Origin of the sequence: Marinomonas sp. BSi20584 (genome assembly GCF_002792415.1) — a bacterium.
Taxonomy (GTDB): domain Bacteria; phylum Pseudomonadota; class Gammaproteobacteria; order Pseudomonadales; family Marinomonadaceae; genus Marinomonas; species Marinomonas polaris.
Genome location: NZ_KZ454885.1, coordinates 76,758 through 100,592, shown reverse-complemented (window position 1 = coordinate 100,592; position 23,835 = coordinate 76,758). Strand labels below are relative to the sequence as shown.

The 23,835-nt window shown below is 44.8% G+C and carries 21 protein-coding genes; 4 read left to right on the top strand and 17 right to left on the bottom strand.

Annotated elements, in window-relative coordinates:
- The 13 genes from TY87_RS15785 to TY87_RS15725 all read right to left on the bottom strand — a co-directional run bounded on the left by TY87_RS15785 (window position 1) and on the right by TY87_RS15725 (window position 13,206).
- Window positions 1-282, bottom strand: a complete 282-nt coding sequence (locus tag TY87_RS15785; protein WP_072842229.1) for a F0F1 ATP synthase subunit C — start codon at window positions 280-282, stop codon at window positions 1-3.
- Window positions 283-343: 61 nt separating this feature from the next.
- A complete protein-coding gene (locus TY87_RS15780; RefSeq protein ID WP_072842227.1) occupies window positions 344-1,039 on the bottom strand; it encodes a F0F1 ATP synthase subunit A in 696 nt (231 codons plus the stop codon).
- The gene (locus TY87_RS15775; RefSeq protein WP_072842225.1) at window positions 1,039-1,392 is read right to left on the bottom strand and encodes an ATP synthase subunit I; all 354 of its coding nucleotides are present in this window, start codon (window positions 1,390-1,392) and stop codon (window positions 1,039-1,041) included. The genes TY87_RS15780 and TY87_RS15775 overlap by 1 nt, the downstream gene beginning before the upstream one ends.
- Entirely contained in the window at window positions 1,382-1,786 is a 405-nt protein-coding gene (locus TY87_RS15770) for an AtpZ/AtpI family protein (protein ID WP_072842223.1), read from the bottom strand. The genes TY87_RS15775 and TY87_RS15770 overlap by 11 nt, the downstream gene beginning before the upstream one ends.
- A complete protein-coding gene (locus TY87_RS15765; RefSeq protein WP_072842221.1) occupies window positions 1,783-2,199 on the bottom strand; it encodes a F0F1 ATP synthase subunit epsilon in 417 nt (138 codons plus the stop codon). Before TY87_RS15765 ends, TY87_RS15770 begins: the two co-directional genes overlap by 4 nt.
- Window positions 2,174-3,646 carry a F0F1 ATP synthase subunit beta gene (gene atpD / locus TY87_RS15760; RefSeq protein WP_100187797.1) on the bottom strand — a complete coding sequence of 491 codons (1,473 nt, stop codon included), beginning with the start codon at window positions 3,644-3,646 and terminating at the stop codon, window positions 2,174-2,176. The genes TY87_RS15765 and atpD overlap by 26 nt, the downstream gene beginning before the upstream one ends.
- Before the next feature lie 224 nt (window positions 3,647-3,870).
- Window positions 3,871-4,611 carry an ABC transporter ATP-binding protein gene (locus tag TY87_RS15755; RefSeq protein ID WP_198432113.1) on the bottom strand — a complete coding sequence of 247 codons (741 nt, stop codon included), beginning with the start codon at window positions 4,609-4,611 and terminating at the stop codon, window positions 3,871-3,873.
- Window positions 4,604-5,887, bottom strand: coding sequence for an ABC transporter permease (locus tag TY87_RS15750; RefSeq protein WP_100187796.1), 1,284 nt, complete (start codon window positions 5,885-5,887; stop codon window positions 4,604-4,606). Before TY87_RS15750 ends, TY87_RS15755 begins: the two co-directional genes overlap by 8 nt.
- Window positions 5,884-7,179, bottom strand: coding sequence for an efflux RND transporter periplasmic adaptor subunit (locus tag TY87_RS15745; protein WP_072842217.1), 1,296 nt, complete (start codon window positions 7,177-7,179; stop codon window positions 5,884-5,886). Before TY87_RS15745 ends, TY87_RS15750 begins: the two co-directional genes overlap by 4 nt.
- Before the next feature lie 3 nt (window positions 7,180-7,182).
- Entirely contained in the window at window positions 7,183-9,345 is a 2,163-nt protein-coding gene (gene tkt / locus TY87_RS15740; protein ID WP_232617156.1) for a transketolase, read from the bottom strand.
- 23 nt (window positions 9,346-9,368) lie between these two features.
- Window positions 9,369-10,538, bottom strand: coding sequence for a transaldolase (gene tal / locus TY87_RS15735; RefSeq protein WP_198432112.1), 1,170 nt, complete (start codon window positions 10,536-10,538; stop codon window positions 9,369-9,371).
- Window positions 10,539-10,574: 36 nt separating this feature from the next.
- Complete coding sequence (locus TY87_RS15730; protein ID WP_198432111.1) at window positions 10,575-12,965, bottom strand: phosphoketolase family protein; 2,391 nt, start codon at window positions 12,963-12,965, stop codon at window positions 10,575-10,577.
- Window positions 12,966-12,981: 16 nt separating this feature from the next.
- Window positions 12,982-13,206 (bottom strand): SHOCT domain-containing protein, encoded by a 225-nt coding sequence (locus TY87_RS15725; protein ID WP_012069652.1) that lies wholly within the window; start codon window positions 13,204-13,206, stop codon window positions 12,982-12,984.
- A 267-nt stretch (window positions 13,207-13,473) separates the two neighbouring features.
- Here TY87_RS15725 and TY87_RS15720 point away from each other — a divergent pair, with 267 nt between their 5' ends.
- Window positions 13,474-14,331, top strand: a complete 858-nt coding sequence (locus tag TY87_RS15720) for an endonuclease I family protein (RefSeq protein WP_012069651.1) — start codon at window positions 13,474-13,476, stop codon at window positions 14,329-14,331.
- A 125-nt stretch (window positions 14,332-14,456) separates the two neighbouring features.
- Here the strand turns inward: TY87_RS15720 and TY87_RS15715 are convergent, their stop codons facing one another.
- Window positions 14,457-15,368 carry an AraC family transcriptional regulator gene (locus TY87_RS15715; protein ID WP_100187795.1) on the bottom strand — a complete coding sequence of 304 codons (912 nt, stop codon included), beginning with the start codon at window positions 15,366-15,368 and terminating at the stop codon, window positions 14,457-14,459.
- Between the two features lie 268 nt (window positions 15,369-15,636).
- Between TY87_RS15715 and TY87_RS15710 the strand changes: the two genes are divergently transcribed.
- The 3 genes from TY87_RS15710 to TY87_RS15700 all read left to right on the top strand — a co-directional run bounded on the left by TY87_RS15710 (window position 15,637) and on the right by TY87_RS15700 (window position 18,639).
- The gene (locus TY87_RS15710) at window positions 15,637-16,743 is read left to right on the top strand and encodes an alpha/beta hydrolase (RefSeq protein ID WP_100187794.1); all 1,107 of its coding nucleotides are present in this window, start codon (window positions 15,637-15,639) and stop codon (window positions 16,741-16,743) included.
- A gap of 95 nt (window positions 16,744-16,838) precedes the next feature.
- Window positions 16,839-18,056 carry an MFS transporter gene (locus TY87_RS15705; RefSeq protein WP_100187793.1) on the top strand — a complete coding sequence of 406 codons (1,218 nt, stop codon included), beginning with the start codon at window positions 16,839-16,841 and terminating at the stop codon, window positions 18,054-18,056.
- Between the two features lie 43 nt (window positions 18,057-18,099).
- Window positions 18,100-18,639, top strand: a complete 540-nt coding sequence (locus TY87_RS15700) for a cyclophilin-like fold protein (RefSeq protein ID WP_100187792.1) — start codon at window positions 18,100-18,102, stop codon at window positions 18,637-18,639.
- A 169-nt stretch (window positions 18,640-18,808) separates the two neighbouring features.
- Here TY87_RS15700 and TY87_RS15695 read toward each other — a convergent pair whose 3' ends face one another.
- The 3 genes from TY87_RS15695 to TY87_RS15685 form a co-directional block, all read right to left on the bottom strand.
- Window positions 18,809-19,006: a hypothetical protein gene (locus tag TY87_RS15695; protein ID WP_100187791.1), complete on the bottom strand. Its 198-nt coding sequence runs from the start codon at window positions 19,004-19,006 to the stop codon at window positions 18,809-18,811.
- A gap of 168 nt (window positions 19,007-19,174) precedes the next feature.
- On the bottom strand, window positions 19,175-20,008 hold the full coding sequence (locus tag TY87_RS15690; protein WP_100187790.1) for a carbon-nitrogen hydrolase family protein: 834 nt from the start codon (window positions 20,006-20,008) through the stop codon (window positions 19,175-19,177).
- The gene (locus tag TY87_RS15685) at window positions 20,008-23,826 is read right to left on the bottom strand and encodes a YhdP family protein (RefSeq protein ID WP_100187789.1); all 3,819 of its coding nucleotides are present in this window, start codon (window positions 23,824-23,826) and stop codon (window positions 20,008-20,010) included. Before TY87_RS15685 ends, TY87_RS15690 begins: the two co-directional genes overlap by 1 nt.
- Between the last annotated feature and the right edge of the window lie 9 nt (window positions 23,827-23,835).

Below are 23,835 nucleotides of genomic sequence, written 5' to 3'. Positions count from 1 at the left end.
TTATTGGCCTGCAGTTTGGGCTATGACATGATTCCAAAAAGGATTAGCAAACAACAAAATCATCGAGACCACAAAACAATAAATCGCGGTGGATTCGATCATAGCCAAACCCACAAACAGGGTTCGCGTAATCGTCGCAGAGGCATCAGGTTGCTGAGCCAATGACGTTAACGCCGTCGCCACCGCCTTACCTTCCCCAAGTGAAGGCCCTAAAACACCGATGGCAATCGTTAGTCCTGCCGTAATGATAGAAACCATTGCAATCATTGTCATGCTGTCCATAGTTACTCCGTAAATGTTCATAAGGTTTAATCAAATAAAAAGTTAAAATTAAAGCTCAAAGCTAACTTGTCTCAGTGCTTTGGACTTCTGTTTTTGAGGAGCTTGTAGCCGCTGCGATGTAGACAGTGGCTAGAATGAAAAAGATATAAGCCTGAACAATGCCAGTAAGCAAACCAAGCACTGTCATCACAATCGGAAATAAGAACGGGGTAATGGTGAGCAGTATCGCGATGATCATCGCGCCACTCATCATGTTACCGAATAGTCGCACAGCCAGTGCTAAGGTCCGCGACACTTCGCTAATAATATTGAACGGCAGCATAATAATAGTCGGCTGAGTATAGGAAGACAGATATCCGCCCAAGCCAGTTTCCTGAATACCAAACAGCGGCACAGCAACTAACACACACAGAGCTAACGCCGCCGTAGTGGAAAGCGAACCTGTCGGTGGTTCAAAACCAGGAATAATGGTGCCAAGAGCAGACACGGCGATAAACAAAAATAAGGTTCCCAGAAAACCGATGTATTTTTGTGGTTGGCTTAAACCTACTTCTTCAATTTGTTTGTTAATGGTGATCACCACCACTTCTAGGGCATTTTGCCAGCGGGAGCGCTGCAAATTGTTAGATAAGTTTCGAGTGATCAGAATCGATCCAACCACCAGCACTAACATTACCAACCAAGTAAACACAATGGTGGCATTGAGCTTTAAAAAGCCCAATTGCCAATAAATAATTAGATCTGGTGTCAGGTTCATTAGCGCTCTTCTGCTTGAGAATGTTTTTCTTTAAGGGTATGAATCGGCTTGATAATGACTGGGTTGTCTTTCAAACGAACCAGTCGCGTCGCGAACAAACGCAAGATTATGAAGCCAAGTAAACCTAACAGTAATTTTTGCCAGTCATTGCCCAGAAACACATAAAAACTAACCATCACGACGCTGATGCGAAACAGCATACTGAACAAGAATAAAGGTGCGACCACGCGACTAGAACCCAGTCGGCGTACTGTCCACCACAACCCAGCAAAATAAAAAACCCCTAATAGCATGCCAACAAACACGGCATAGGCAACGCCACCCCAAAAGTTGTCACCAAAATCAATTAACATTATCGTTGTCCTCAGGTTGGTGAATGTCTTTGTCTTCTTTTTGCACCCAATGCCAAGCATTGAAGCAGCCCAAACACAGGCCAACGACTAGCAAGGCCAGCGTCCATGAACGATCACTTGGGTAAGCACTATCCAACCAAATACCCAGCGCCGCACCAAGCACAGTAGGAATAGCAATCGACCAGCCAACCAATCCCATCATCCCTAAGCCAGACCAGACAGTTCTAGTCACGTGTCGCTGAGCTTTTAGCTTGCGAGCGGCGACTGAGCCAACTTGCTTGCTGTAGTTGTTTTTCGGTTTGCGATCTAAAGAGCGATCTAGTTTGCGGTCTACTTTTCGATCTAGATAACGGTCCGTTTTGAGCGTGCTTTTGTCTTCATCATCGTCTTTCATGACAAACTCGCATCCTGCTTAAACGCGACCAAACGCTGAACAAAACCGCTTTCCATCTTAGTCAATGCCGAACGTAGTTTCTGCTGCTGTTCGTCAAGCTGCAGAAACTCTTCTTCTACTGCAATACGCAATTCATTTAAGCCCATACCACTCATGGCATTGCGCACGGAAATACGCACTTCCGCTCCGGTTTTCACCAATACGCCTTCATCAACAGCGATGTAAGCTTCTTCCTTGCCTTCAACTTCCACTACTAAAATGCCCGCAGACAAGGACGCCACACAATCCAATCGATTCGGCAAAATGCCAAACGCTCCTTGTGGTGTAGTCGCCACGATTCGCAGCACTTTTTGTTCTTCGCTAAATACTTTATGAGGCAGTAAAACCTTAAGCGTCATGTAGGCTTGTGGCATCTTCGCCCTCCTCGGCTTTTGGTTTATCTTCTGCGGCTTTTTTGCTTTTTTCATGGGCTTCGTCAATCGCACCAATCATGTAAAGCGCGCTTTCCGGATAGTCTTCAAATTCATCCTGTAAGATTCGCTCGCAGCCATCTAAAGCATCATCAAGACTGACCAATTTGCCAGACATACCAGTAAACTGCTCAGTGGTAAAAAAGGGCTGAGTAAGAAACCGCTCTAAGCGGCGAGCACGTCCGACAACTTTGCGGTCTTCGGGCGATAGCTGCTCCATGCCGAGCATGGCGATAATGTCTTTTAACTCGCTGTATTGCGCCAAGGTGCGACGAATCTCTTGCGCGAGATCGTAATGGCGTTTGCCAATAATGCTTGGCGTCGCCATTTTAGAACTGGACTGCAAAGGATCAATAGCGGGATAAAGCCCTTCGCTGGCGCGCTTACGGGATAAAACGATGGAAGCAGAAAGGTGAGAAAAGGTATGCACGGCGGCAGGATCTGTAAAATCATCGGCAGGCACATACACCGCCTGAATCGAGGTAATCGCACCACTGCCGGTATTGGCAATACGCTCTTCAAGTTGAGACAACTCAGTGCCCATGGTTGGTTGATACCCCAAACGCGCTGGCATTTGCCCCATCAAACCAGACACTTCCATGCCCGCCTGAATAAAACGAAAAATATTATCCATCAGCAACAAGACATCACGATGTTCGTCATCACGGAAATATTCCGCCATGGTCAAGGCGGCATGACCAACGCGAAAACGTGCGCCCGGTGGTTCGTTCATTTGACCAAACATCATCACCATGTTGTCCAGCACACCTGCTTCTTTCATCTCGCGATAAAGCTCTTCACCTTCTCGGCAACGCTCTCCGATACCGCAAAAGATACTTACGCCAGCATGTTGGCCGACCATGTTATGAATCATTTCGGTCAGCAAGACAGTTTTGCCCACGCCAGCGCCGCCAAACAAGCCAGCTTTGCCACCTCGTTCTAGCGGCATTAAGACATCAATCACCTTGATGCCGGTTTCGAATACTTCGGTTTTGGTGGAACGTCGTGCTAACGATGGTGGTTCATTATGAACCGAGCGCCATTCGACGTCGATCGGCGCGTCTTTTTTGTCAATGGCATTGCCGAACACATCAAACATGCGCGACAAAATCCCCTTGCCTACTGGTGTCTGCAACGGCTTGCCAGTATCTTCCACTTTCATACCACGAGCGAGACCTTGGGTTGGCGTTAAGGCAATACCGCGCACCCGCTGATCATCCAATTGGGAAAACACTTCAATGGCAATGCTATTGTCTTTGCCAGTAACTAATAAAGAGCGAATCGGTGGTAACTGATTGTCTGACGATATACTGTCAAAGCGGATATCCACAACACTGCCCCGAATCGAAATCACAGTGCCTGTGTTTTGAAATGTTCTTCCTGATTCCATAGCCTTCGATTACTCCCAGTAATGACTTTAATAAGCGCACGACACCTCAGCACTACTAAAGGATGAGCCGACACAGTGCTATTAACAATGATCTATGACAGCCTTTTCCACTTTCACTTTACTTTCTCTTAATCGGTCATAGAGGATTGCGATTGTCAGCGTAATAAAAACAAGCGATAAACTCTGTGCACTAGCGAACATATGCGTCGTTTAACTCGCCATATTTAGCTAACAACTTTGTCATCAACCTCCTTGTCATCTACTACTTTGCCATCCACTACCTTAATGGTTTTATCACAGCGCGCGGCTAAGCTTGGATCATGTGTCACAAATAGCACCGTCATACCTTGTTCTCGGCTGACTTTACGCAGTAGTTCAAATACTGCATCGGCGCTTTTGGTGTCGAGGTTGCCTGTGGGTTCATCGGCGAGTAATAAGGCGGGATTCATTGCAAGTGCTCGCGCTAAGGCAACGCGCTGTTGTTGTCCACCGGATAATTGATAAGCGGGCTGATCGCGCCAAGGTGTTAAGCCAACACTATCGAGCAACATAGCAGCACGTTCGGTCATCTCTTTATTGGGAAATTCTGCTTCACCCAACAACGGCATCATGACATTTTCAAGCGCACTAAACGCACTCAATAAATTATGAAATTGAAACACAAACCCTATGTTATGACCGCGCACGCGAGTCAATGCATGATCATCCATGCGCGTGGTTTCTTCACCACAAATTGACAAGCTTCCTTCGGTTGGGCGATCCAATAATCCAACAATATTGAGCAAGGTACTTTTGCCCGAGCCAGACGGACCAACCACGGCGCAAAACTCTCCACGTTTGAGGATTAAATCAATGCCATGCAGTATTTCCACTTCATTCGGTAGACCTGTGTTAAACGACTTACGAACATTCTGCATTTTCAGGACGACGTCATTTGTATTGTGTTTAGCTTCTAATTTATCCACGAATTGCCACCACCGGATCAAGTCGTGCCGCGCTTAAAGCAGGAACGAAAGCAGAAATTAAGCCAGTTAAGGTTGCCAACAACAAAGCACCAATAAATAAGCTAGGCTCTAAACTCAAGGAAAATAGCGGCGAACCATCTTCACCTGTTAGCATTTGCATCCAGATCAATAATCCACCCCCTCCCATCGCAGAACCAATAATAGAACCGCACAAACCCAACAGCCCACCTTGCAGTAAAAAGATACGCAGGATTTGTCCTCGAGTGATTCCCATGGCACGCAAAATGCCAATCTCTCGGGATTTTTGCACTACCGACACAACCAAAACGCTAGCAATGCCTAAGGCAACCGACAGCGCGACAAACAAGCGAATAACAGTGTTTGAGCTTTGTTGTGCGCCCAACGAAGTAAATAACTGGGCATTGTTTTTTATCCAGCTGTCGGCTTGCACACCAGTTGAAGCTTCGATGCGCTGAGCAATCGTTTCTGCGGCATAAATGTCTTTGACATTGACATCCAACACAGAAACACTGCCAACCATGCCTAATAAACTTTGTGCTGTGCGCAAAGCAACATAGGTGGTTTGTGAGTTGGCCGTTTTATTACCGAAATCAAAAATACCCGTTATGGTAAGCGTGTTGTCAGCACCAGTTGCCATGGTAACGCGGATTTTGTCGCCTAAACTGACGCCCAAATCACTTGCTAGTTCGATGCCGATTAAAATATCTGATCCGGTCAAGTCCATCGTGCCACTGACCATTTTGTCGGTCATATCAATAATCTGGAAATAGAGATCTGGCTTCACCCCATTAATAGAAATGGCTTGACTGGTATTGCCTCGCACCACTAAAGCAGAACCCTTGGCGGCGGGAGACACCACCAATACATCAGGTATCTCCGAGATTTGCACCATGATACTTTGCCATTGATCAATACTGTCAATGCGTTGCAAAGGCGTCTGAATAATCGCACCTTCCACAACCGCACCTACCGCTAAAGTGCTGTTACTGCTGCGAAGCGGTCGCACCGTTTCTTTAGCAGGCTGTAATTGAATATGCGCTTGGCCACTCAGAACACTTTTGGTGATATTAGATTGCAAGCCAGCCATCAATGCAGACATAAAGACAATCACCGCCACACCTAAGGCAACGCCACTGATAATAAAAGCTGTTTGAGTACGCCCTTCACCCAAAAAACGCAAGGCGACAATCCATTCAAACGGCTGCCAACTGGGTAAGGTTTTTAACTCGCTCGCTTCTAACGCTTTCTCGCTCATAGCGAATCAGCTTGCAGCAATGGACGAATGCGATCGCCATCGGTAACGGTGACCGAACTCACTGGAACAACTTGATCACCAGCGCTTAATCCTGTTAACACTTCACTCATGCCATCACTGCGCAAACCAAGAGTGACGACTTGTCGATGGACTTGTTTGCCATCCAGTTTTAACACCCAAGGCGCGACCGAATTGACATCATGAACCGCAGCACTGGAAACAAGCACGGCATCGCTGCGACTCGCCACTTTTATGTCCACAGAGACCGTCATGTCTTGGCGCAAATAGTCTGGTGGTTCAGGGACTTGCAGCTTCACTTCCACGGAACCTCGATCAGAGTCTATTCCCGGGTTGATATACACCAGTTGGGCACTAAAAAGCTGATCTGGATAAGCATCAGCAGAAGCTAATGCTGATTGATTTAATGCAAGTAGATGAAGATTTTTTTCTTCGATTTGCACGACCATTTGTGTTTCGCCAGATGGAGAAAGCTGCATTAGCGTTTCGCCAGGTTGAACTACATCACCTGGCTCCACATTGCGTGCAATCAACACACCGTCCACAGGCGCTTTTAATGTGGTGTAAGCCAATTTAGCTTGAGCTAATTCAAGGCCGGCCTGAGCTTGCTCAAGGCTCGCTTCATCTAGTGCTACTTGGCTGCCATTAGTTTGTAAACTAATCATTTTTGATTGCAAACTACTGACCTTACTACGAGTAACTTTTTCGGCACGCACTGCTTCATCCAGACTGGATTGGCTAATCAAATGTTTTTTCAATAAGCTTTGACTGCGTTCCAGATCTTGCAAGGCTGCCATTTGATTGGCTTTGGCTTCTTCTACTTCTTGCTCTGCCATGGGAGCTTCTACTTCGTGTAATTGACGAAGTTCTGCTTTTGCTAACAGCACAGCAGCCTTGGCTTGGCTTACCGCAGCATGCAACTCACTAGATTCCAATTCAACAAGTGGCATATTCACTTCAACCCTTTGCCCCTCATTAACAGGAACAGCTCTCACTGTACCGGTAATTTGTACGCCAATATCAACGCGATGTGGCGCTTCTACACGACCACTGGCCACAACGGTTTGTACAAAATCACGCTGAACAACGATTTCAAGCAGGACTCTTGGCCCCAACATAAATCGTACTCCTGCCGTTATTGCCAAGACTAAAATAGCGATAACCAGCAAAACAATGCCGATATGTTTATGAGTTAAACCAAAGATCTTTGAGGTGACAGTTGACCCATCTGCTTCCGGCTCGCTGGTATTTTTAGAATCGCTTGTACTGGTCATGCTCTATTCCAAGTTTTTTAAAGAAGTTAACGTGCTTTTATGATGACTCGATGAACCAGAATGACGAGCAATTTGTGCCTTTGCGGACTTAATAATATGAGCAGGATCAAAACCAAAGTGCTGTTCAACCACCTTACGCGGTGCCGACAAGCCAAAGGTTTGCATGCCAATGATTGTTCCTGCATAACCAGTGTAACGTTCCCAACCAAAGGTAGAGCCTTCTTCCACGGCAACTCGTGCTTGAACCGCTGGCGGCAAAATTTGATCTTTGTATTCCTGCAACTGGCTTTCGAATAATTCCCACGATGGCATGCTGACCACGCGAGCTTTAATGCCTTCGATTTTTAACTGTTCGTACACAGCAACACAGAGCGACACTTCACTGCCGGTTGCCAATAACAAAACATCTGGCTTGCCATCTTTCGCATCGGCAACAATATAAGCGCCAAAAGCCAAACCACTGGCGCTACCATATTTAGCGCGATCCAGCGTCGGCAACGCTTGGCGAGTTAACACCAGACACGCTGGCATATGATTATTGGCCATAATAACGCGCCATGCTTCGACAACTTCATTCGCATCTGCTGGCCGCAATACCAAGATTCCCGGCATAGCTCGCATGGCAGCAAGGTGTTCAACGGGCTGATGTGTTGGGCCATCTTCGCCCATGCTGATTGAATCATGAGTCCAGATCGAAATCATCGGCAACTCCATCATCGCGCTGAGCCGAAGCGCCGCACGACAGTAATCGGTAAAGACAAAAAAGCTTGCCACATAAGGTCGCAATTTAGACAAGGCAAGACCATTACCAATGGCACACATGGCATGTTCGCGCACACCAAAATGGAAGTTTCGTCCAGCGTAATTGTCCACCTGAAAATAGTCAGAACTGGTTGGTTTTCCGGCCTTCAATTCTCCAATTTGTCTCAAGCTACTACTGGATTCAAAAGACAATTCCGTCTTTGTAGAAGGCGACAAATCTGCCGAGCCACCCAGCAACCAAGGCACTCGTTGAGCAATGGTATTAAGAACCAGCCCTGAGGATTCACGTGTCGAGATGTCTTTGCCGTCCGCTGTGAATGTAGGCAAGCCAAAGTCCCAAGCTTGAGGAAGATGCGTTTGCTGCATCTGAGTAATTTGCCCGGCCAATTCGGGGTATTGATAATGATAAGCCGCAAAGGTTTTTTGCCATTCAGCATGAGTTTTCACACCACGTTGACCGAAATTCGCTGCAAAATAATCGACAACTCCGGCAGCTACATCAAATTGGGATTCTGGATCAGCACCATAAAATTCTTTGGCAAGATGTACTTCTTCTACCCCAAGTGGTTCACCATGGGCCTTCGCCGTATCTTGTTTATGGGGCGCACCATAACCAATATGACTCTGTACAATGATCAGAGTCGGACGATCTTCTGTATCAATAAACGCCTGATACGCCGCGCTTAGTTGCGTTAAATCATTGGCGTCGCTCACCCGCACCACATTCCAACCGTAAGCCTTGAAACGTGCCGCCACATCTTCACTAAAAGTGATCTCAATGGAACCTTCGATACTGATGTGATTGGCGTCGTAGATCCAACACAAATTCGATAATTTCAAGTGCCCAGCCAAGGAAGCGGCTTCACTGCTGATGCCTTCCATCATGTCGCCATCGCCACACAAGGCATACACATTATGGTCGAACAAGGTGTAATCGGGGCGATTATAGGTCGCCGCCTGCCAGCGTTCAGCAATTGACATACCAACACTTGTCGCCAAGCCTTGTCCAAGCGGCCCTGTGGTGGTTTCCACGCCGCTGGTCCAGCCATGCTCTGGATGACCAGTACAACGACTGCCAAGTTGGCGGAACTGTTTTAGATCTTCCATGGTGACCGCTAAGCGCTCGCCAGCAGGATAACTCGCTGCCTTTGCTTTCACTCCGGTCAAGTGCAATAAACTATACAACAAGGCGCAGGCGTGACCGGATGACAACACAAATCGATCTCGATTCAGCCACTCAGGATCTTTTGGATCAAAACGAAGAAAACGCTGCCACAAACAATACGCCGTTGGCGCGGCGTCCATTGGCGTGCCGGGATGCCCCGATTTGGCTTTTTGCACGGCATCGATAGACAGAGTACGCAGCGTATTAATAGCAAGCTGGTCGAGCATTAACTGTTTCACTTTGGCTGACTCCTAAAAAATCGTTAAAAAGGCGCTTCGTCGTTTTCTGATTTGCTATTTTTTGACGTACTGGTTTTTACTTGCTGACTTTTTTGCTCTATGACTGCCAATAAATCGTTCCAAGACTGAGTAAAAGCGTCTGCGCCATCTTGTTGGAGCTGATCAGCCAATGCGCCAACATCGATGCCTTCTACGGCGAATTCCAACAGCTTGCTTTCAGCATCAACACCATCAATCGACATCACGCTAGACAAGGCGCCGTCTTTCGAGAAGCTTAGTAATGTCTTTTCTGGAATCGTATTAATGGTGTGTGGCGCAGCGAGTGCTGAGACGTAATAAGAGTCAGAAATCGTTGGATCTTTGCTGCCTGTGCTGGCCCAAAGTAAGCGTTGTGATTGAGCACCAGCCGCCTTTAGCGATTGCCAGTGTGGCGCTGCTAGCAGTTCACAATAGGTCTTGTAAGCCTGTTGGGCGATTGCGATACCAAGACGATTACGCAGATTAGATGAAACCTTGTCATTAACGGCAACATCCCAACGACTGATAAACAACGAAGCAACCGAGCCAACTTTTGGATCAAGTCCTTTTGCAATTCGGCGCTCGATGCCGCGCATATAAGCCTCGGCCGCGGCGAGATATTGCTCGCTGGAAAACAGCAAGGTCACGTTAACGGGAACACCCGCAAAAATCGTTTCTTCAATGGCCGCTAAGCCTGCTGGAGTACCGGGAATTTTGATAAACAAATTGGAGCGTTTAGCGCGTTTATGCAAATCCACCGCCGCCGCAACTGTACCAGCAGTATTGTTCACCAAAAGTGGTGAGACTTCTAACGAGACCCAACCGTCCATTCCATCGGTGTTATCAAAGATGGGGCGTAATAAATCCGCCGCACGAGTTAAATCTTCCAGCGCTAATTCGAAAAACAGCGCTTCACCCGATAGACCATTGGCAGCTTTTTCTGCGATAGCTTGGTTATAGTTATCACCGTCTTTTATTGCTTTGTCGAAAATGGTCGGATTCGATGTTAGTCCTGTCACACTCAGATGATCAATATAGTGCTGCAAAGTGCCGCTGTTTAGCAGCTCGCGAGTAATGTTATCAAGCCAGATACTTTGACCTAGCATGTGCAATTGCTTGGTCGCACTTATGCTTTCAGATAAAAAGTCATCTTCAAAAGGATTGCTGTCTTTCATTGAAATTCCCCAACGTGTTTTATGGCTTTAAATGAATCACTCCGAAAAAGGCCAGCGCCAATCACGAATTTCCGGCATATCGACACCGTATTGGTTGATGTACTGACGGTGCTCAATCAGTTTTTCACTCAACATGCGTTTCAGTTCGACGCCTTTCACGCCGGTTTGCGGTAGTCGGTCAATCACATCAATCACGAGATGAAAACGATCCATGTCATTAAGCACTGTCATATCAAACGCTGTAGTGATCGTGCCTTCTTCTTTGTAACCACGAACATGGATATTGCGATGATTGGTACGGCGATAAGTTAATTTATGAATGAGCGATGGATAAGCATGAAAGGCAAAAATCACCGGTTTATTTTCGGTAAACAAAAGATCAAACTCGGCATCATTCAAACCATGTGGATGCTCGGTTTGAGGCTGCAGCTTCATTAAATCCACTACGTTCACCACACGAATATTCAACGTGGGTAAATGCTTTCGCAAAATAGATACAGCCGCTAAGGTTTCTAGCGTTGGTACATCGCCACAACAAGCCATCACGATATCTGTTTCGGCATGATTACTTAACTCGGTATCGTTACTTGCCCAATCCCAAATGCCAATGCCTGCCGCACAATGTTTCGCTGCGGCGTCCATGTCCAACCATTGCGGCGCTGGATGCTTTCCGGCAACAACCACATTGACGTAATGCTTGCTGCGCAAACAATGATCCATCACCGAAAGCAAACAGTTGGCATCGGGTGGCAAATAGACTCGGACTATGTCGGCTTTTTTATTCACCACATGATCGATAAAACCCGGATCTTGGTGAGTAAAGCCATTGTGATCCTGACGCCAAACATGAGACGCCAATAGATAATTCAACGAGGCGATCTTAGGTCGCCAAGACAAACCAGCGGTGACTTTTAGCCATTTCGCGTGCTGGTTAAACATGGAATCAACGATATGAATAAAAGCTTCGTAGCAATTAAATAAGCCGTGTCGGCCAGTCAGTAAATAGCCTTCTAGCCAGCCCTGACACTGGTGTTCGCTAAGTATTTCCATCACGCGACCATTGGGAGCTAGGTATTCGTCATTAATTTTTGTGGTCGCTTCCCATTGTCGATTAGTGGTTTCGAACACCGCCTCAAGCCCATTAGAAATTGTTTCATCTGGGCCAAATACTCGAAAGTTCTCTTGATTAAGCTTAATCACATCTCGCACAAATGGCCCGAGCACATGAGTATCACCAACACCGCGCACGCCGTGTTTCGGCACCGCACAAGCGTAATCACGAAAATCTGGCATTTGTAAGGGTTTCAGTAGCAAACCACCGTTGGCATGAGGGTTCGCTCCCATGCGACGTTCACCTTTTGGCGCCAGTTCGGCTAGCTCTGGTAACAAACGACCCAGACTATCGAATAATTCTTGAGGGCGATAACTGCGCAACCATTCCTCGATTAATGGCAGGTGTTCTGGTTTCAATTCTGGATTAGATATTGGCACTTGATGAGCGTGAAAAGTGCCTTCGATCTGCACGCCATCGACTATCTTAGGGCCCGTCCAGCCTTTTGGAGATTTTAGAATAATCATCGGCCAACGGGGACGTTCAAATACTCTATTTTCTTGGGCGTTCAATTTGATCGCCTTGATTTCCCGTACCGCAAAGTCGAGCGCTGTCGCCATAGCTTTATGCATATAGTCAGGATCACTGCCTTCGACAAAAATTGGATGCCATCCATAACCACGAAATAGCTGCTCTAGCTCTTGGTGACTGATGCGCGCCAAAACCGTAGGATTCGCAATCTTGTAACCATTCAAATGCAAAATTGGCAACACCACGCCATCGGTATTAGGATTTAGAAACTTATTAGAATGCCAAGCGGTCGCCAAAGGCCCAGTTTCAGCTTCGCCATCACCCACCACACAGGCAGCGATTAATTCTGGATTATCAAATACCGCACCAAAGGCGTGACTTAATGAATAACCCAATTCTCCACCTTCATGGATGGAACCGGGACATTCGGGTGACGCATGGCTGGGAATGCCACCGGGAAAAGAAAACTGTTTGAACAGCTTTTGTAGGCCGACTGTGTCTTGACTTATATCAGGATAAATCTCGCTGTAACTGCCTTCCAAATACGTATTTGACACCACGGCAGGACCACCATGACCGGGGCCAGAGATATAAATCATGCTTAAATCGTATTGTTTAATAATGCGATTCAAATGTACGTAGATAAAATTCTGTCCGGGGGTCGTGCCCCAGTGACCAAGCAAGATACGTTTTATATCAGCCAAGACCAAAGGCCGCGACAATAGCGGGTTATCGTGAAGGTAAATTTGCCCAACCGACAAGTAATTACTGGCTCGCCAGTATCTGTCTATTAGGCTCAGTTGATCCGGCGCTAGTGCTGCGGTTTGCATCGTAGTTTTTGGCACTGTGAGATGCTCCCTATTATTTGCTGGCGATTTCTTTCTTGATGCGAGAAAACTCTGCTTGTTCGATATCACCGCGAGCATAACGCTCGTTCAATATATCCAGCGCCGTTTTATTGGCTTGCGCAAAGTAACGTCGATTAGATCGATAGCTGTAACCCCAATGGCCAAAACTAGAAATCAGCAAAAACCAAAAACCAATCCACAGCACCCAGCCCCAACCGTTCCAATATTCGTTATACATATCAATCTCCATGTCAAAACGTCGAAAATCAGGTGACTTTCAAACAAACTCGATACTTCACTCTATAACGATAGAAAGACGAGATTCTGTGCGGTAACGAACGTTTAAAAATTCATCATCAAAGATAGAAGAAAAAGCTCATTTAATATGATCAAGATCAAGTCTTTACGTAGAACACACATTCGCTAACAAATCCTTTCAAATCCCCAGAATCTAAACACCCTGCACTTCCCTACAATTCTCGCATTATCCAAATGAGGTCTTGTTATGTGGCGCAAAGCGTTTGTTTTTCTTATGTTTTTTTCGGCATATGCGTCGGCGGGTTATTACGATGGTACAGAAGAGTTAACAGGCGATGCGCTCAAAGCAAAACTGCACAGCATCATTGATGGTCAAAAACCTCTGAAGTACACACAAAGTGGAAATACCGATTGGTACGACGGTAAGAATATCGACGTGTGGGAAGCACTGGTTTACACCGATTCCGCCTGCCCAGATGACAAACCCAAATGCGGCCTAGTGCAAATGCTTTACCTAGATGACGTGAGAAACATCAACCAAGCAAACCGAGGCAAAAGCAAAGACGATGCGTGGGACAGAGAACACGTTTGGCCAAAATCCCGCGGCTTTGCCAAACAAAGCCAAGACGGCTACACAGACCTTCATCACCTGCGCCCTGCTGACCGCAACCTAAACGGCGCGCACAGCAACTATGGCTATGGCATGGGCGGCGAAGCGATTTACGATGAGCTAGCTAACGGCAGCAAAGTATTGTCTGGCGCCTACCTAGATAAAAACAAAGAATCCTTCGAACCAACTGACCACGCCAAGGGCCAAATCGCCCGTATGGTCTTCTACATGGCTGCTCGATACGAAGCTGGCGACGACGCCTCACCAGAAAACATGCCCGACTTAATCATAACCAAAGGCAATGACAAACAAAGCGGCCAACCCAGCATCGGCGACCTTTGTACACTCGTAGCGTGGAACGACAAATTCCCCGTCACCGCCTTTGAAAAACGCCGTAACGACCGAGTACAACAACTACAAGGAAATCGAAATCCGTTTATCGATCATCCAGAGTTTGTGGATGGAATATGGGGGAAAGAGTGCTCAACGAAATAGCTTTGTACAAATAAAACGAAGGGCTAAATCAGAGTTTCACCGGCGCTCATAGAAAAAGCCCAACCGACGTTCTAGACAAAGATCAGGTAAAACAGACGAAATTTGTTTACATTCGTGGCGATTCGTCAAATATTAGACTCAGCCCCTTTTCGTAATGCTTCGATATGTCGCTTTGGCGATTGCCCAAAGAGGCGAGCATATTCGCGGCTGAAATGAGAAGGACTTTCGTAACCTACTTTGAATGCTGCACTTGAAGCATCAAGACTGTCATTTAGCATCAAGCGCTTCGCTTCGTTCAGGCGTAACCATTTCTGATACTGCAAAGGACTCATCGCTGTGTGTTCACGAAAATGATGGTACAAAGTGGTGCTACTCATTTGAACATAAGAAGCCAACTCTTCAATCTGAAAGGATTTTGCATAATGTGTTCTAAGCCAAGTGACGGCTCGTGAAATTCTGTGGGCCTGACTACCTGTCGAGGCAATCTGCCAAAGCCGACCCGCTAGATCACTATTCAACAGTCGATAATGAATCTCTCTCACAATGAGAGGAGATAACGTGGCTATGGCATCAGGCTCATCAAGTAAAGCCAATAAACGAGTAAAAGGCTCCAATAACGATGAAGTAACCGTTCCTATTGCCGAGCTTCCACTAATAGAACTTTCATAAGGAGGAGGCATGCCATTTTGCGCAATAATATCTGCCATAAGTAGCATATCTAGCTTGAGCATTAGCCCTAAGCAAGGAAGATCTGAACTGGCATCGAGCACTTGTGAACTTGCAGGCAAATCGAGTGAGTTCAATAAAAAATGCTGAGTGTCATAAATGAAGTTTTGCTCCCCGACCAACAACTGCTTAGTGCCTTGAACGACAAAAAGAACACTTGCTTCAATCGTGCAAGGACAAGGTTCCGTTATTACTTCTCGGCGAAAAAAAGATAGATTTTCGATTAACGTAGCGCAATCTTCCTGCCCTATTGTTTTTTCTTCGATAGCCTTAGCCAAGTCTTTTTGTATGCTGCTGATATCTCTATTCATGTATTTACTTCTAGTCTTTGGAGTGCGTTGAGTCGCATTGAATATCTTCAAAATATGATCTTTCCATAATAATTAGAGCACTACCCTAGGTCACGTGAAATTCTGCCATTCAGGAGTATCAGGCAAGAATCAAGCAGAATCCTGCTAACCCCAAAATATCCAGAGCTGTAAAACTAGATGCCTATAAATGCTTTCAGAAAGACGATGTTCAATGCCTCTTTGTGATCGACAACAGTTCTTGCCTAACTCACTTATCTGGAGAATTACCATGGATAAACATACTGAAATTACAAATGATATTACTCAACAGGATGTTCCTGATGAGGGACGTCGCAATATGATGAAATTGACTGGTGCCGGTATGGTTGCACTAGGCGTTGCCTCGCTAACTACTGGCAAAACCTTTGCTCAGTCATCAATAAAACTAAGCGATGAATGGGATAAAAAATTCGCCAAAAGTGACAAGGTTGACCATAAAAAAATTACGTTCAAGAACCGCTATGGTATTACCCTTGCCGCTGATCTTTACCAACCAAAAAATGCGTCTGGCAAATTACCAGCCATTGTCGTTGGTGGCCCTTTCGGTGCGGTGAAAGAACAATCTTCTGGTCTTTATGCTCAAATAATGGCAGAGCGTGGCTTCGTCACTCTTGCTTTTGATCCATCTTATACAGGTGAAAGTGGTGGTGAGCCTCGTAACATTGCTTCGCCAGACATCAATACAGAAGACTTTAGCGCGGCAGTTGATTGTATTGGGATGCAAGCCAATGTGGATCGTGAACGTATCGGAATAATCGGCATCTGTGGTTGGGGTGGTATGGCATTGAATGCCGTTGCTGTCGATAAACGTGTCAAAGCAGTAGTCGCCAGCACTATGTATGACATGACTCGTGTTATGTCAAAAGGCTATAACGACAGTGTTACCGTAGAACAGCGTACCCAAGGACTGAAACAATTAAGCCAACAACGTTGGGAAGATGCAGGTAAAGCAGCTCCAGCTTACCAAGCACCCTACAACGTATTAAAAGGTGGCGAGCCGCAATTCATGGTCGACTATCATGATTACTACATGACACCTCGTGGCTATCACCCACGTGCGGTGAATTCTGGTAACGCTTGGTCACAGACGACGCCATTATCCTTTATGAATATGCCGTTACTAACCTATATATCTGAGATTTCTCCTCGCCCGGTTTTGTTCATCCATGGCGAAAAGGCGCACTCGCTTTATATGGGCAAAACAGCCTATGAAAATGCGGCTGAACCAAAAGAGATGATGATCATTCCTGGGGCAAGCCATGTTGATTTATATGATCAAGTAGATGTCATCCCATTCGACAAGCTAACAAGCTTCTTTAAGCAACACCTAGCCTAATCGGCATCAAAATAGTTGAAGTAACTTCTGCACCATGCGGCTCTTTGAGCTCGCGTGGTGCTTTTTTTGTAAAAACCGAGGCGTAACAAAAAACTATGGCACTCACCACATCTGATATTCATGATGGAACATCAATAGACAAGACTGATAACACGGCTCATTGGAGTGGCGTTTTTGCCATGTCGCTATGCGTATTCACGCTGATAGCGTCCGAATTTATGCCTGTTAGTCTGCTAACACCCATTGCCAGCGACTTACAAATTACGGAAGGAATGGCTGGCCAAGGTATTGCGATTTCTGGCGCCTTTGCCGTACTAACCAGCCTTTTACTGCCTATGCTAATTGGCACTATGGACCGCAAAAAGTTAATGCTGATGCTAACAGTCTTGATGGGGATCTCTGGAAGCATTGTCGCGCTAGCGCCAAATTATCCGACCTATATGCTTGGTCGTGCGCTCATCGGTGTAGTCATCGGTGGATTTTGGTCGATGTCCGCCGCCATGGCGATTCGATTAGTTCCATCTAATAAAGTACCTAAAGCTCTGGCCATTTTTAATGGTGGCAATGCACTGGCAACAGTAATTGCCGCACCATTGGGGAGTTATTTGGGCTCTATAGTAGGATGGCGAGGCGCATTTTTAGCTATCATTCCCATCGCACTGATCACCTTAATCTGGCAGTGGATGGCATTACCTTCTATGAAAGGGAAAGGGAAAGGGAAAGCAAGTACACCGGGTTCCGGCAATATTCTCAAGGCACTAAAAAGCCGCGCGGTTGCCTATGGTATGGCTGGATGTGGCGCCTTCTTTATGGGTCAGTTTGCCCTCTTCACTTATCTACGCCCTTTCCTTGAAACCGTCACACAAACCAGCGTATCAACACTATCGCTTCTATTACTCACTATTGGATTTTCAGGGTTTATCGGTACGTTAATCATCAGCTCAATACTAAAACGTACTTTATATGGTCTGCTTATTGGCATTCCCGTTTTTATGGCAGCAATTGCTGTAATGCTGATTCCTGCTGGAAGCGATGTTGCACCTGTCGCTTTACTACTGGCAATGTGGGGGCTAGTCGCAACTGCTGCACCTGTCGCTTGGTGGACTTGGCTGGCGAAAGCAATGCCACATAACGCAGAAGCTGGCGGCGGTCTGATGGTTGCAGTGGTTCAATTATCCATTGCATTGGGTTCGACAATAGGCGGCATACTCTTCGACGCAGACGGCTACCAAAGCACCTTTATTGCCAGTGCTGCTGTCTTACTCATTAGCGCCTTTCTGACGTTTCACGCATCTCGCATGCCAATACAGTAACGTACCTATCTATATACAAAAATAAAATAATGAGGACCCTATTATGAATAAATCCTTTCAAACCTATTCGGATAAAGCAAACATTTCAATCTTAATTGCGGGCCGTCAGCATGTAAGAATTCTGAAGCGAGTTGGCCTTTCATTGCTGCTTTTACTGACGATCGGTAAAGGCTATACAGCGCAGTCAACAACAAAACCTGTCACTGCTCAACCAGCATCCATAAACTTGGAAGAATCACAGATGTGGATAACCATTGGAGAACATCGTTTCGCCGCTGTCTTAGCCGACACCGAGGCCGCACGTGAATTTTTAGCTATGTTACCACTGACACTAGACATGGCTGATCTTAACGGTAACGAGAAGGAAGCCGATTTACCAAAAGCACTGTCAACTGATACCTATCAACCTGGCACAATTAATAACGGGGATCTAATGTTATGGGGTTCGCGCACTATGGTTGTCTTCTATAAAACGTTTAATACTTCATACTCATACACACGTATTGGGCATATAGAAGAGGCTGCCGATCTACCACAAGAATTGGGGCGGAGAAATGTACAGATAACATTTTCCAAAGAGTAACGTCTAATGATTATTAGATGTTACTCCAATAAATCTACGCTTATCGATCAACGAAAAACCGGCTAAAAAGGTAAAAAAAGAGCCTCAACAGAGGCTCTTAGTATAATAAGTTGCGCGACAGCAATACCCTGTCAGAACTAAAAAATACTTATCGACAGTTCTTTAATAATCAATCGTCGTTTGAGTCATCCCAGAAGTCATCATCGCTATCACTTGGGTCACCATAATATGGTTCATCATCACCTTCGTCGTCGTATTCATCATATTCGCTGTATTCATCACTAAGAGAATAATGGCTAGCCATGGCTGACTCTGAGATAAAAATAGTACTTGGTAGTGTTATGGTTTGTGTAGTTTGTAGATACATCAGACAGCCCTCCATTCTCAGGCTAATCAAGCAGGAATACTAAGCTTAGCAGGGAATATCTGATTTGGTAAAAGCAAATAATCTGAATTAATATTTCTATAATCTATAGTGATTATTTTAAAATTGATGCCCTCTCAAAGGTCTTAAGAAGGCTTAGGGGAAGGCTTGTTATGGGAGTCTACGGTGTGAAAGACAAGGCATTTTTTGTCTACAATTACTTAATGCCGTCTTTGTCATATTAAAAACGAAATACCCAGGCTCTTCTTCTAAAGAGGCTAGACGTTCGCCGAATGGAGAGTACAGAACACTGTGACCATAGGTTTGTCTGGTTTCGTTATGCCAACCACATTGACCAACGCCAAGAACGTAACACTGATTCTCGATCGCTCGTGCGGCCAAAAGAATATCCCAGTGGGCTTTTCCAGTTACATAAGTAAATGCTGCTGGTACTAACAATACTTCAGCGCCTAACTTAGTCAATTCTCGGTAGAGCTCCGGAAAGCGCAGGTCGTAACAAATGCTCAGACCTACTTTAAAACCATCTACGTCAATTACTTTTAAAGCCAACTCTCCCGGTTCAATAACTCCGGACTCTTTGTAAGACGTCGCTTTATCATCAACGGTTACATCAAACAAATGAATTTTATCATAGCGCTCATGTAAGAGACCGTCAGGCCCAATAACCCAACATGTTTGTCTTACTCGTTCATCTGCAACCAGATTGCCGCTAGGTCTTAATAGCGAAGGATGTGATCCAACCACAAGATAGATTGAGTGTTCTTGAGCAAGTGCTGATATTTCTTTGAATATGACGCTCTGATCATCAGATTCAGCTAGGCTTCGCATTCCTTTACCATGAAACAAAAATACGTTTTCTGGTAATACAACCAATCGAGCACCGTCTCTTGCTGCAGAAGCAACAATATGCTTCACTTCATGTAAGTTGTCTTGCCAACTTATCGTGCTAGTTAATTGAATAGCAGCAACACATAAAGTACTCATTATTTCGTTTTCTCTAATGGTTGATAGCGGATCGGCGTCATAACAGGGTCATTAAATGAGCCTTCTACTTTGTATTGCACACTGGTTACTTTTGACAACTGATCACCGATTAATTTGTCAGTAATAAATAGTAATCCAGCTAATTGTGGTGTGCCCCATAACAATCCAGCCAATGGAAGAGTTCCTGTTAAAGGAAAAGTTGCGGTCAGCTTTTCATTTAATGTTTCAGTCACAATATTAGCTTCCCCAGTAACAACCAACTCAGCTGAAGGAGCAATAATTGAAATAGGTGATGTGGTTTTTAAAATTCCCTTATCAAGAGAAAGTGCGCCACTAAATTTGTCATAAGTTAAACCTGGTTCGTACACATCAGAGAAGTCTAATAATAAACGTCGACTAAGCGCGCCAATATTAAAGATACCTAATGCTTTTAAGAATGCCGGTAACTCATCTACTTTACTAAAATTACCATCTTCAGCCGAGAAGCTAATACGGCCCGAAACAGACTCACGATCAAAGTAGAACGGATGCCCTTTCCAGCTCAAACCGACATCAAATTTGTATTTTTTAGAGGATACAAATGCATCATTCGAAAACTTTTTCGTCAATTCTGCTAGGTCAGCACCACTTGCCGCCATTGCTAGCTCGACACTGGAATTGTCTCCTTTGTCTTGCCAAAATAAACTACCTTTAAGACTACCTGTTTGTAATTTAGACGAAATAGGATCTATGCGAACAACATCGCCCTCTCTGAAAATAGCTAATTGCCAATCACCATAAGGATTTTCATTAAAATATAGCTGATCAACTGACAAGGTCATATTAGGTATTTGTTTTGCTGAAATCGGCGATGACTTAGATTCAGGCTCAGAAGGGTCAGCTGGTGAAGTGTTCCAACTTAAAAATCCAAAATGCAGATCTGGAGTTCCATCTTTATTAAGTAAAGAAAAGTTCATTTCATCAGAACTAACAAATAACGACTTATTTGTCGCCGAGTTATAAGCTACTTTAAAGTTGTGCCAAGTGTTACTAGGATTAACGATTACTTCATCAACAATTAGGTCTACTTTACTTAGCCATTCAGGGACATCTGGAACCTCAGCGCCCTCCGAAGACGTTGATACATCACTGGATAAATCAGTAAAAGCGGATTGCCAATCTTGAACATAGAATCGATCAAAGTCACCGGTTAGAACCAATCCTTTCGGAATTTTGGCATTTAAAGTTTGGTCTTTTCCGCCATTTAAAATCACCTCTCCACCCGCAAATTCACTATCTTGCAGCAAAATTCTTGCCTTGGATAAGGTCGCATAATCCGCATCAATAACAATATCTTTTTCGTGCTGCATCACTTTTATATGCAATGCTTTGGCTTCTACTGCATTTTTACCAACAGGCTCAGGCAAGTTAATGTTTGCACCAAGCAAATCACTATCAATCACTAAATCAACTTGACCATCTTGCGACTGATTAACCGATAAGCGCCCAGTATAAGCTGCCTTACCAGATACTTTTTTGAGTGCTGCTTCTGGTAATTTCTGCCAAGCTGCTACCTGCTTTACATCAACGTCACCTGAAAAATCGCCGAAGACAGCAAGCCCACCGTTAGATGCTACAGCCGACGATAGTATAAGATGTGATGAGCCGCCCAAGACCTGAGAATCAAATTCTGAATTGGTTATACCTTGCTCTGAACTATAGCTTAATTGCCCATTTGTAACGTGGGTAGAAAGGTCAATATCATTGATCGCTAAAAGGTTGTCTTTGAAATCAAGATCCAATTGCACTTTTGGTTCAGCGCCTTCTTTAAAGGGAACGGCAACATCAAAACTACCTTTGACTTTACCGTCCAATTGCCAATTGGCAAATGGCTGTAAAACTGAGTCTGCCAGTGGAGTTGCCCTCAAGGTTGCTAATATAAGCGGCGCGTTATTACTAACCTTCCCTTTAAGGTTTAACCAATCAGCAGAGCCATTCGAAATAGGAACCGTTAATAATAAATTGTTGACAGGTAAATCAAGTAAATTACCTGATTTGACCTGAACCGAAACACCAACTTCATCAAATTCAAAAAAGCCATTTACGTTAGTTGCTGTAGGCCAATTTTCATCAAACGTCACATCTGCATTACTTACATCTAACTGTACACGAACATGTGGTTCAGCATCATCAGATAATTCGCTTTGAACTAAGACATCAACATTGTCTACTTTACCTGTATCTGCAAATGCCCCTTTTATCCATGACATGACATCATCACTAAGAGCTTTTGGAGGAAGATACGTTAAACGATCCGTAACCGAGAGATTACTGCCATGTAAATCCAATGCAATCCAATCAGGTTCAGTGTCACGCACTTCTAATCGAAAACCACCACTTACATTCGCGCCATTACGTTGGACGACTAAATCACGACCTTCGACCAAGAAAACATCTTGCTGTTGCTGCCAGCTAACATAACCTGACAAAAAGCTGGTACGCCAAGACTCGTCATATATAGTGTCGAAAGCTATTTCACTGTCTCTGCCGCGAAAATCGACATAGCCGCTTTCATCAGAAAGGCTAAGCACAGCATTAATATTACTTGCCTTGGGAATACCGTTATAACCTTTGATAGAAGCGGACTGTAGATTACTTAAAAATTGAAAAGACAATTCATCATTTTCACGCCATAAGCTAACAGAACCATTTTTGGCCATTCCACTTGGTTCAAGTCCGTTCAAAATTTTTGATGCATTTGTATCTTCAGGCAAAAAATGAGCCGCGATTTTATATGCTAAACCTAAATCCGCTCGCGCAAAGCTGATATTCGAGCGATTAGTCACCGACGACCAGTCAAATAATAGATCCGTTGTCGGATAATTTAAGCCATCTTTATCTTTGACGAGCATGTCGTGAACATCCATCCGTACACTCGGATGCTTTTGAGAATATCGAAGCTTAATAGAGGATGTCACCTCATATTTCTGGCCATCATCAAACGCCACATTTAACTGCGTTGCCTCAGTTCTTACTTCTAGTTCCTTGCCAACTAACGCATCCAACCAAATATCACCACCAAACTCTATAGAAGATAGCGAATAAGGATTATCTGGTAACATATCATTTAAAGGAATGGAAAATAATGGTGCTTTAATCGATGCTTTAACTCGATAATTACCCAGTAAACTACGAGTCTGATCAATGCGAGCGTCTAAATGAAAAGGTGATTGATAGTCGTCTAAATAGAGCTCTGACGTTAATAACGATTCAAACGACTTTTGAAATATATATACATGCGGAATGCGTACTGAATGCTGACCAAATTGATCACTGTCAATTTCCAATTCAGCGTCATAAATAGAAAAATTTCTTTGTGCGGATAAATAATCTAAAACACGTTCAACACCTACTTCATTGCCGACATTACGCGAAGGTGTCGCGCCATTTAGTCGCCACTGACCATCGCTTTCCTGCAAACCAACTTTAGGCCGTACAAATCGAATGTAGGTGAACTGAGGACTCAAAGTAAGAAGTGACTTAACCGTATCTAATCGCACTCGCATTTCATTAACAGTGATCGCAGATTGGCCATTTGCTTGCAAATGAAATCCACTAATAGAAACCGTTGGATCAACACCTTCAAGGCGACCACCAATTTCTTCTAGCGTAACGGGATAGCCCATAATTTGTTGAAGATTATGCTCTATTTGAGGACGATAATGGTCTAGATAAGGCAGCAACTGCCCAACACTGACGGCAAAAATAGCAAGCAATGCCGATAAAGCAATTGCTCCCCAAAAAATAAAAAGGATCAGTTTACGCAACAACCAACGCATCTTAAGGCC

What these genes read in the sequence shown, in the direction of transcription:
- TY87_RS15785 (WP_072842229.1), bottom strand. Translation starts at nt 282, where the DNA reads ATGGACAGCATGACAATGATTGCAATGGTTTCTATCATTACGGCAGGA.
- TY87_RS15780 (WP_072842227.1), bottom strand. Translation starts at nt 1,039, where the DNA reads ATGAACCTGACACCAGATCTAATTATTTATTGGCAATTGGGCTTTTTA.
- TY87_RS15775 (WP_072842225.1), bottom strand. Translation starts at nt 1,392, where the DNA reads ATGTTAATTGATTTTGGTGACAACTTTTGGGGTGGCGTTGCCTATGCC.
- TY87_RS15770 (WP_072842223.1), bottom strand. Translation starts at nt 1,786, where the DNA reads ATGAAAGACGATGATGAAGACAAAAGCACGCTCAAAACGGACCGTTAT.
- TY87_RS15765 (WP_072842221.1), bottom strand. Translation starts at nt 2,199, where the DNA reads ATGCCACAAGCCTACATGACGCTTAAGGTTTTACTGCCTCATAAAGTA.
- atpD (WP_100187797.1), bottom strand. Translation starts at nt 3,646, where the DNA reads ATGGAATCAGGAAGAACATTTCAAAACACAGGCACTGTGATTTCGATT.
- TY87_RS15750 (WP_100187796.1), bottom strand. Translation starts at nt 5,887, where the DNA reads ATGAGCGAGAAAGCGTTAGAAGCGAGCGAGTTAAAAACCTTACCCAGT.
- TY87_RS15745 (WP_072842217.1), bottom strand. Translation starts at nt 7,179, where the DNA reads ATGACCAGTACAAGCGATTCTAAAAATACCAGCGAGCCGGAAGCAGAT.
- tal (WP_198432112.1), bottom strand. Translation starts at nt 10,538, where the DNA reads ATGAAAGACAGCAATCCTTTTGAAGATGACTTTTTATCTGAAAGCATA.
- TY87_RS15725 (WP_012069652.1), bottom strand. Translation starts at nt 13,206, where the DNA reads ATGTATAACGAATATTGGAACGGTTGGGGCTGGGTGCTGTGGATTGGT.
- TY87_RS15720 (WP_012069651.1), top strand. Translation starts at nt 13,474, where the DNA reads ATGTGGCGCAAAGCGTTTGTTTTTCTTATGTTTTTTTCGGCATATGCG.
- TY87_RS15715 (WP_100187795.1), bottom strand. Translation starts at nt 15,368, where the DNA reads ATGAATAGAGATATCAGCAGCATACAAAAAGACTTGGCTAAGGCTATC.
- TY87_RS15710 (WP_100187794.1), top strand. Translation starts at nt 15,637, where the DNA reads ATGGATAAACATACTGAAATTACAAATGATATTACTCAACAGGATGTT.
- TY87_RS15705 (WP_100187793.1), top strand. Translation starts at nt 16,839, where the DNA reads ATGGCACTCACCACATCTGATATTCATGATGGAACATCAATAGACAAG.
- TY87_RS15700 (WP_100187792.1), top strand. Translation starts at nt 18,100, where the DNA reads ATGAATAAATCCTTTCAAACCTATTCGGATAAAGCAAACATTTCAATC.
- TY87_RS15695 (WP_100187791.1), bottom strand. Translation starts at nt 19,006, where the DNA reads ATGTATCTACAAACTACACAAACCATAACACTACCAAGTACTATTTTT.
- TY87_RS15690 (WP_100187790.1), bottom strand. Translation starts at nt 20,008, where the DNA reads ATGAGTACTTTATGTGTTGCTGCTATTCAATTAACTAGCACGATAAGT.
- TY87_RS15685 (WP_100187789.1), bottom strand. Translation starts at nt 23,826, where the DNA reads ATGCGTTGGTTGTTGCGTAAACTGATCCTTTTTATTTTTTGGGGAGCA.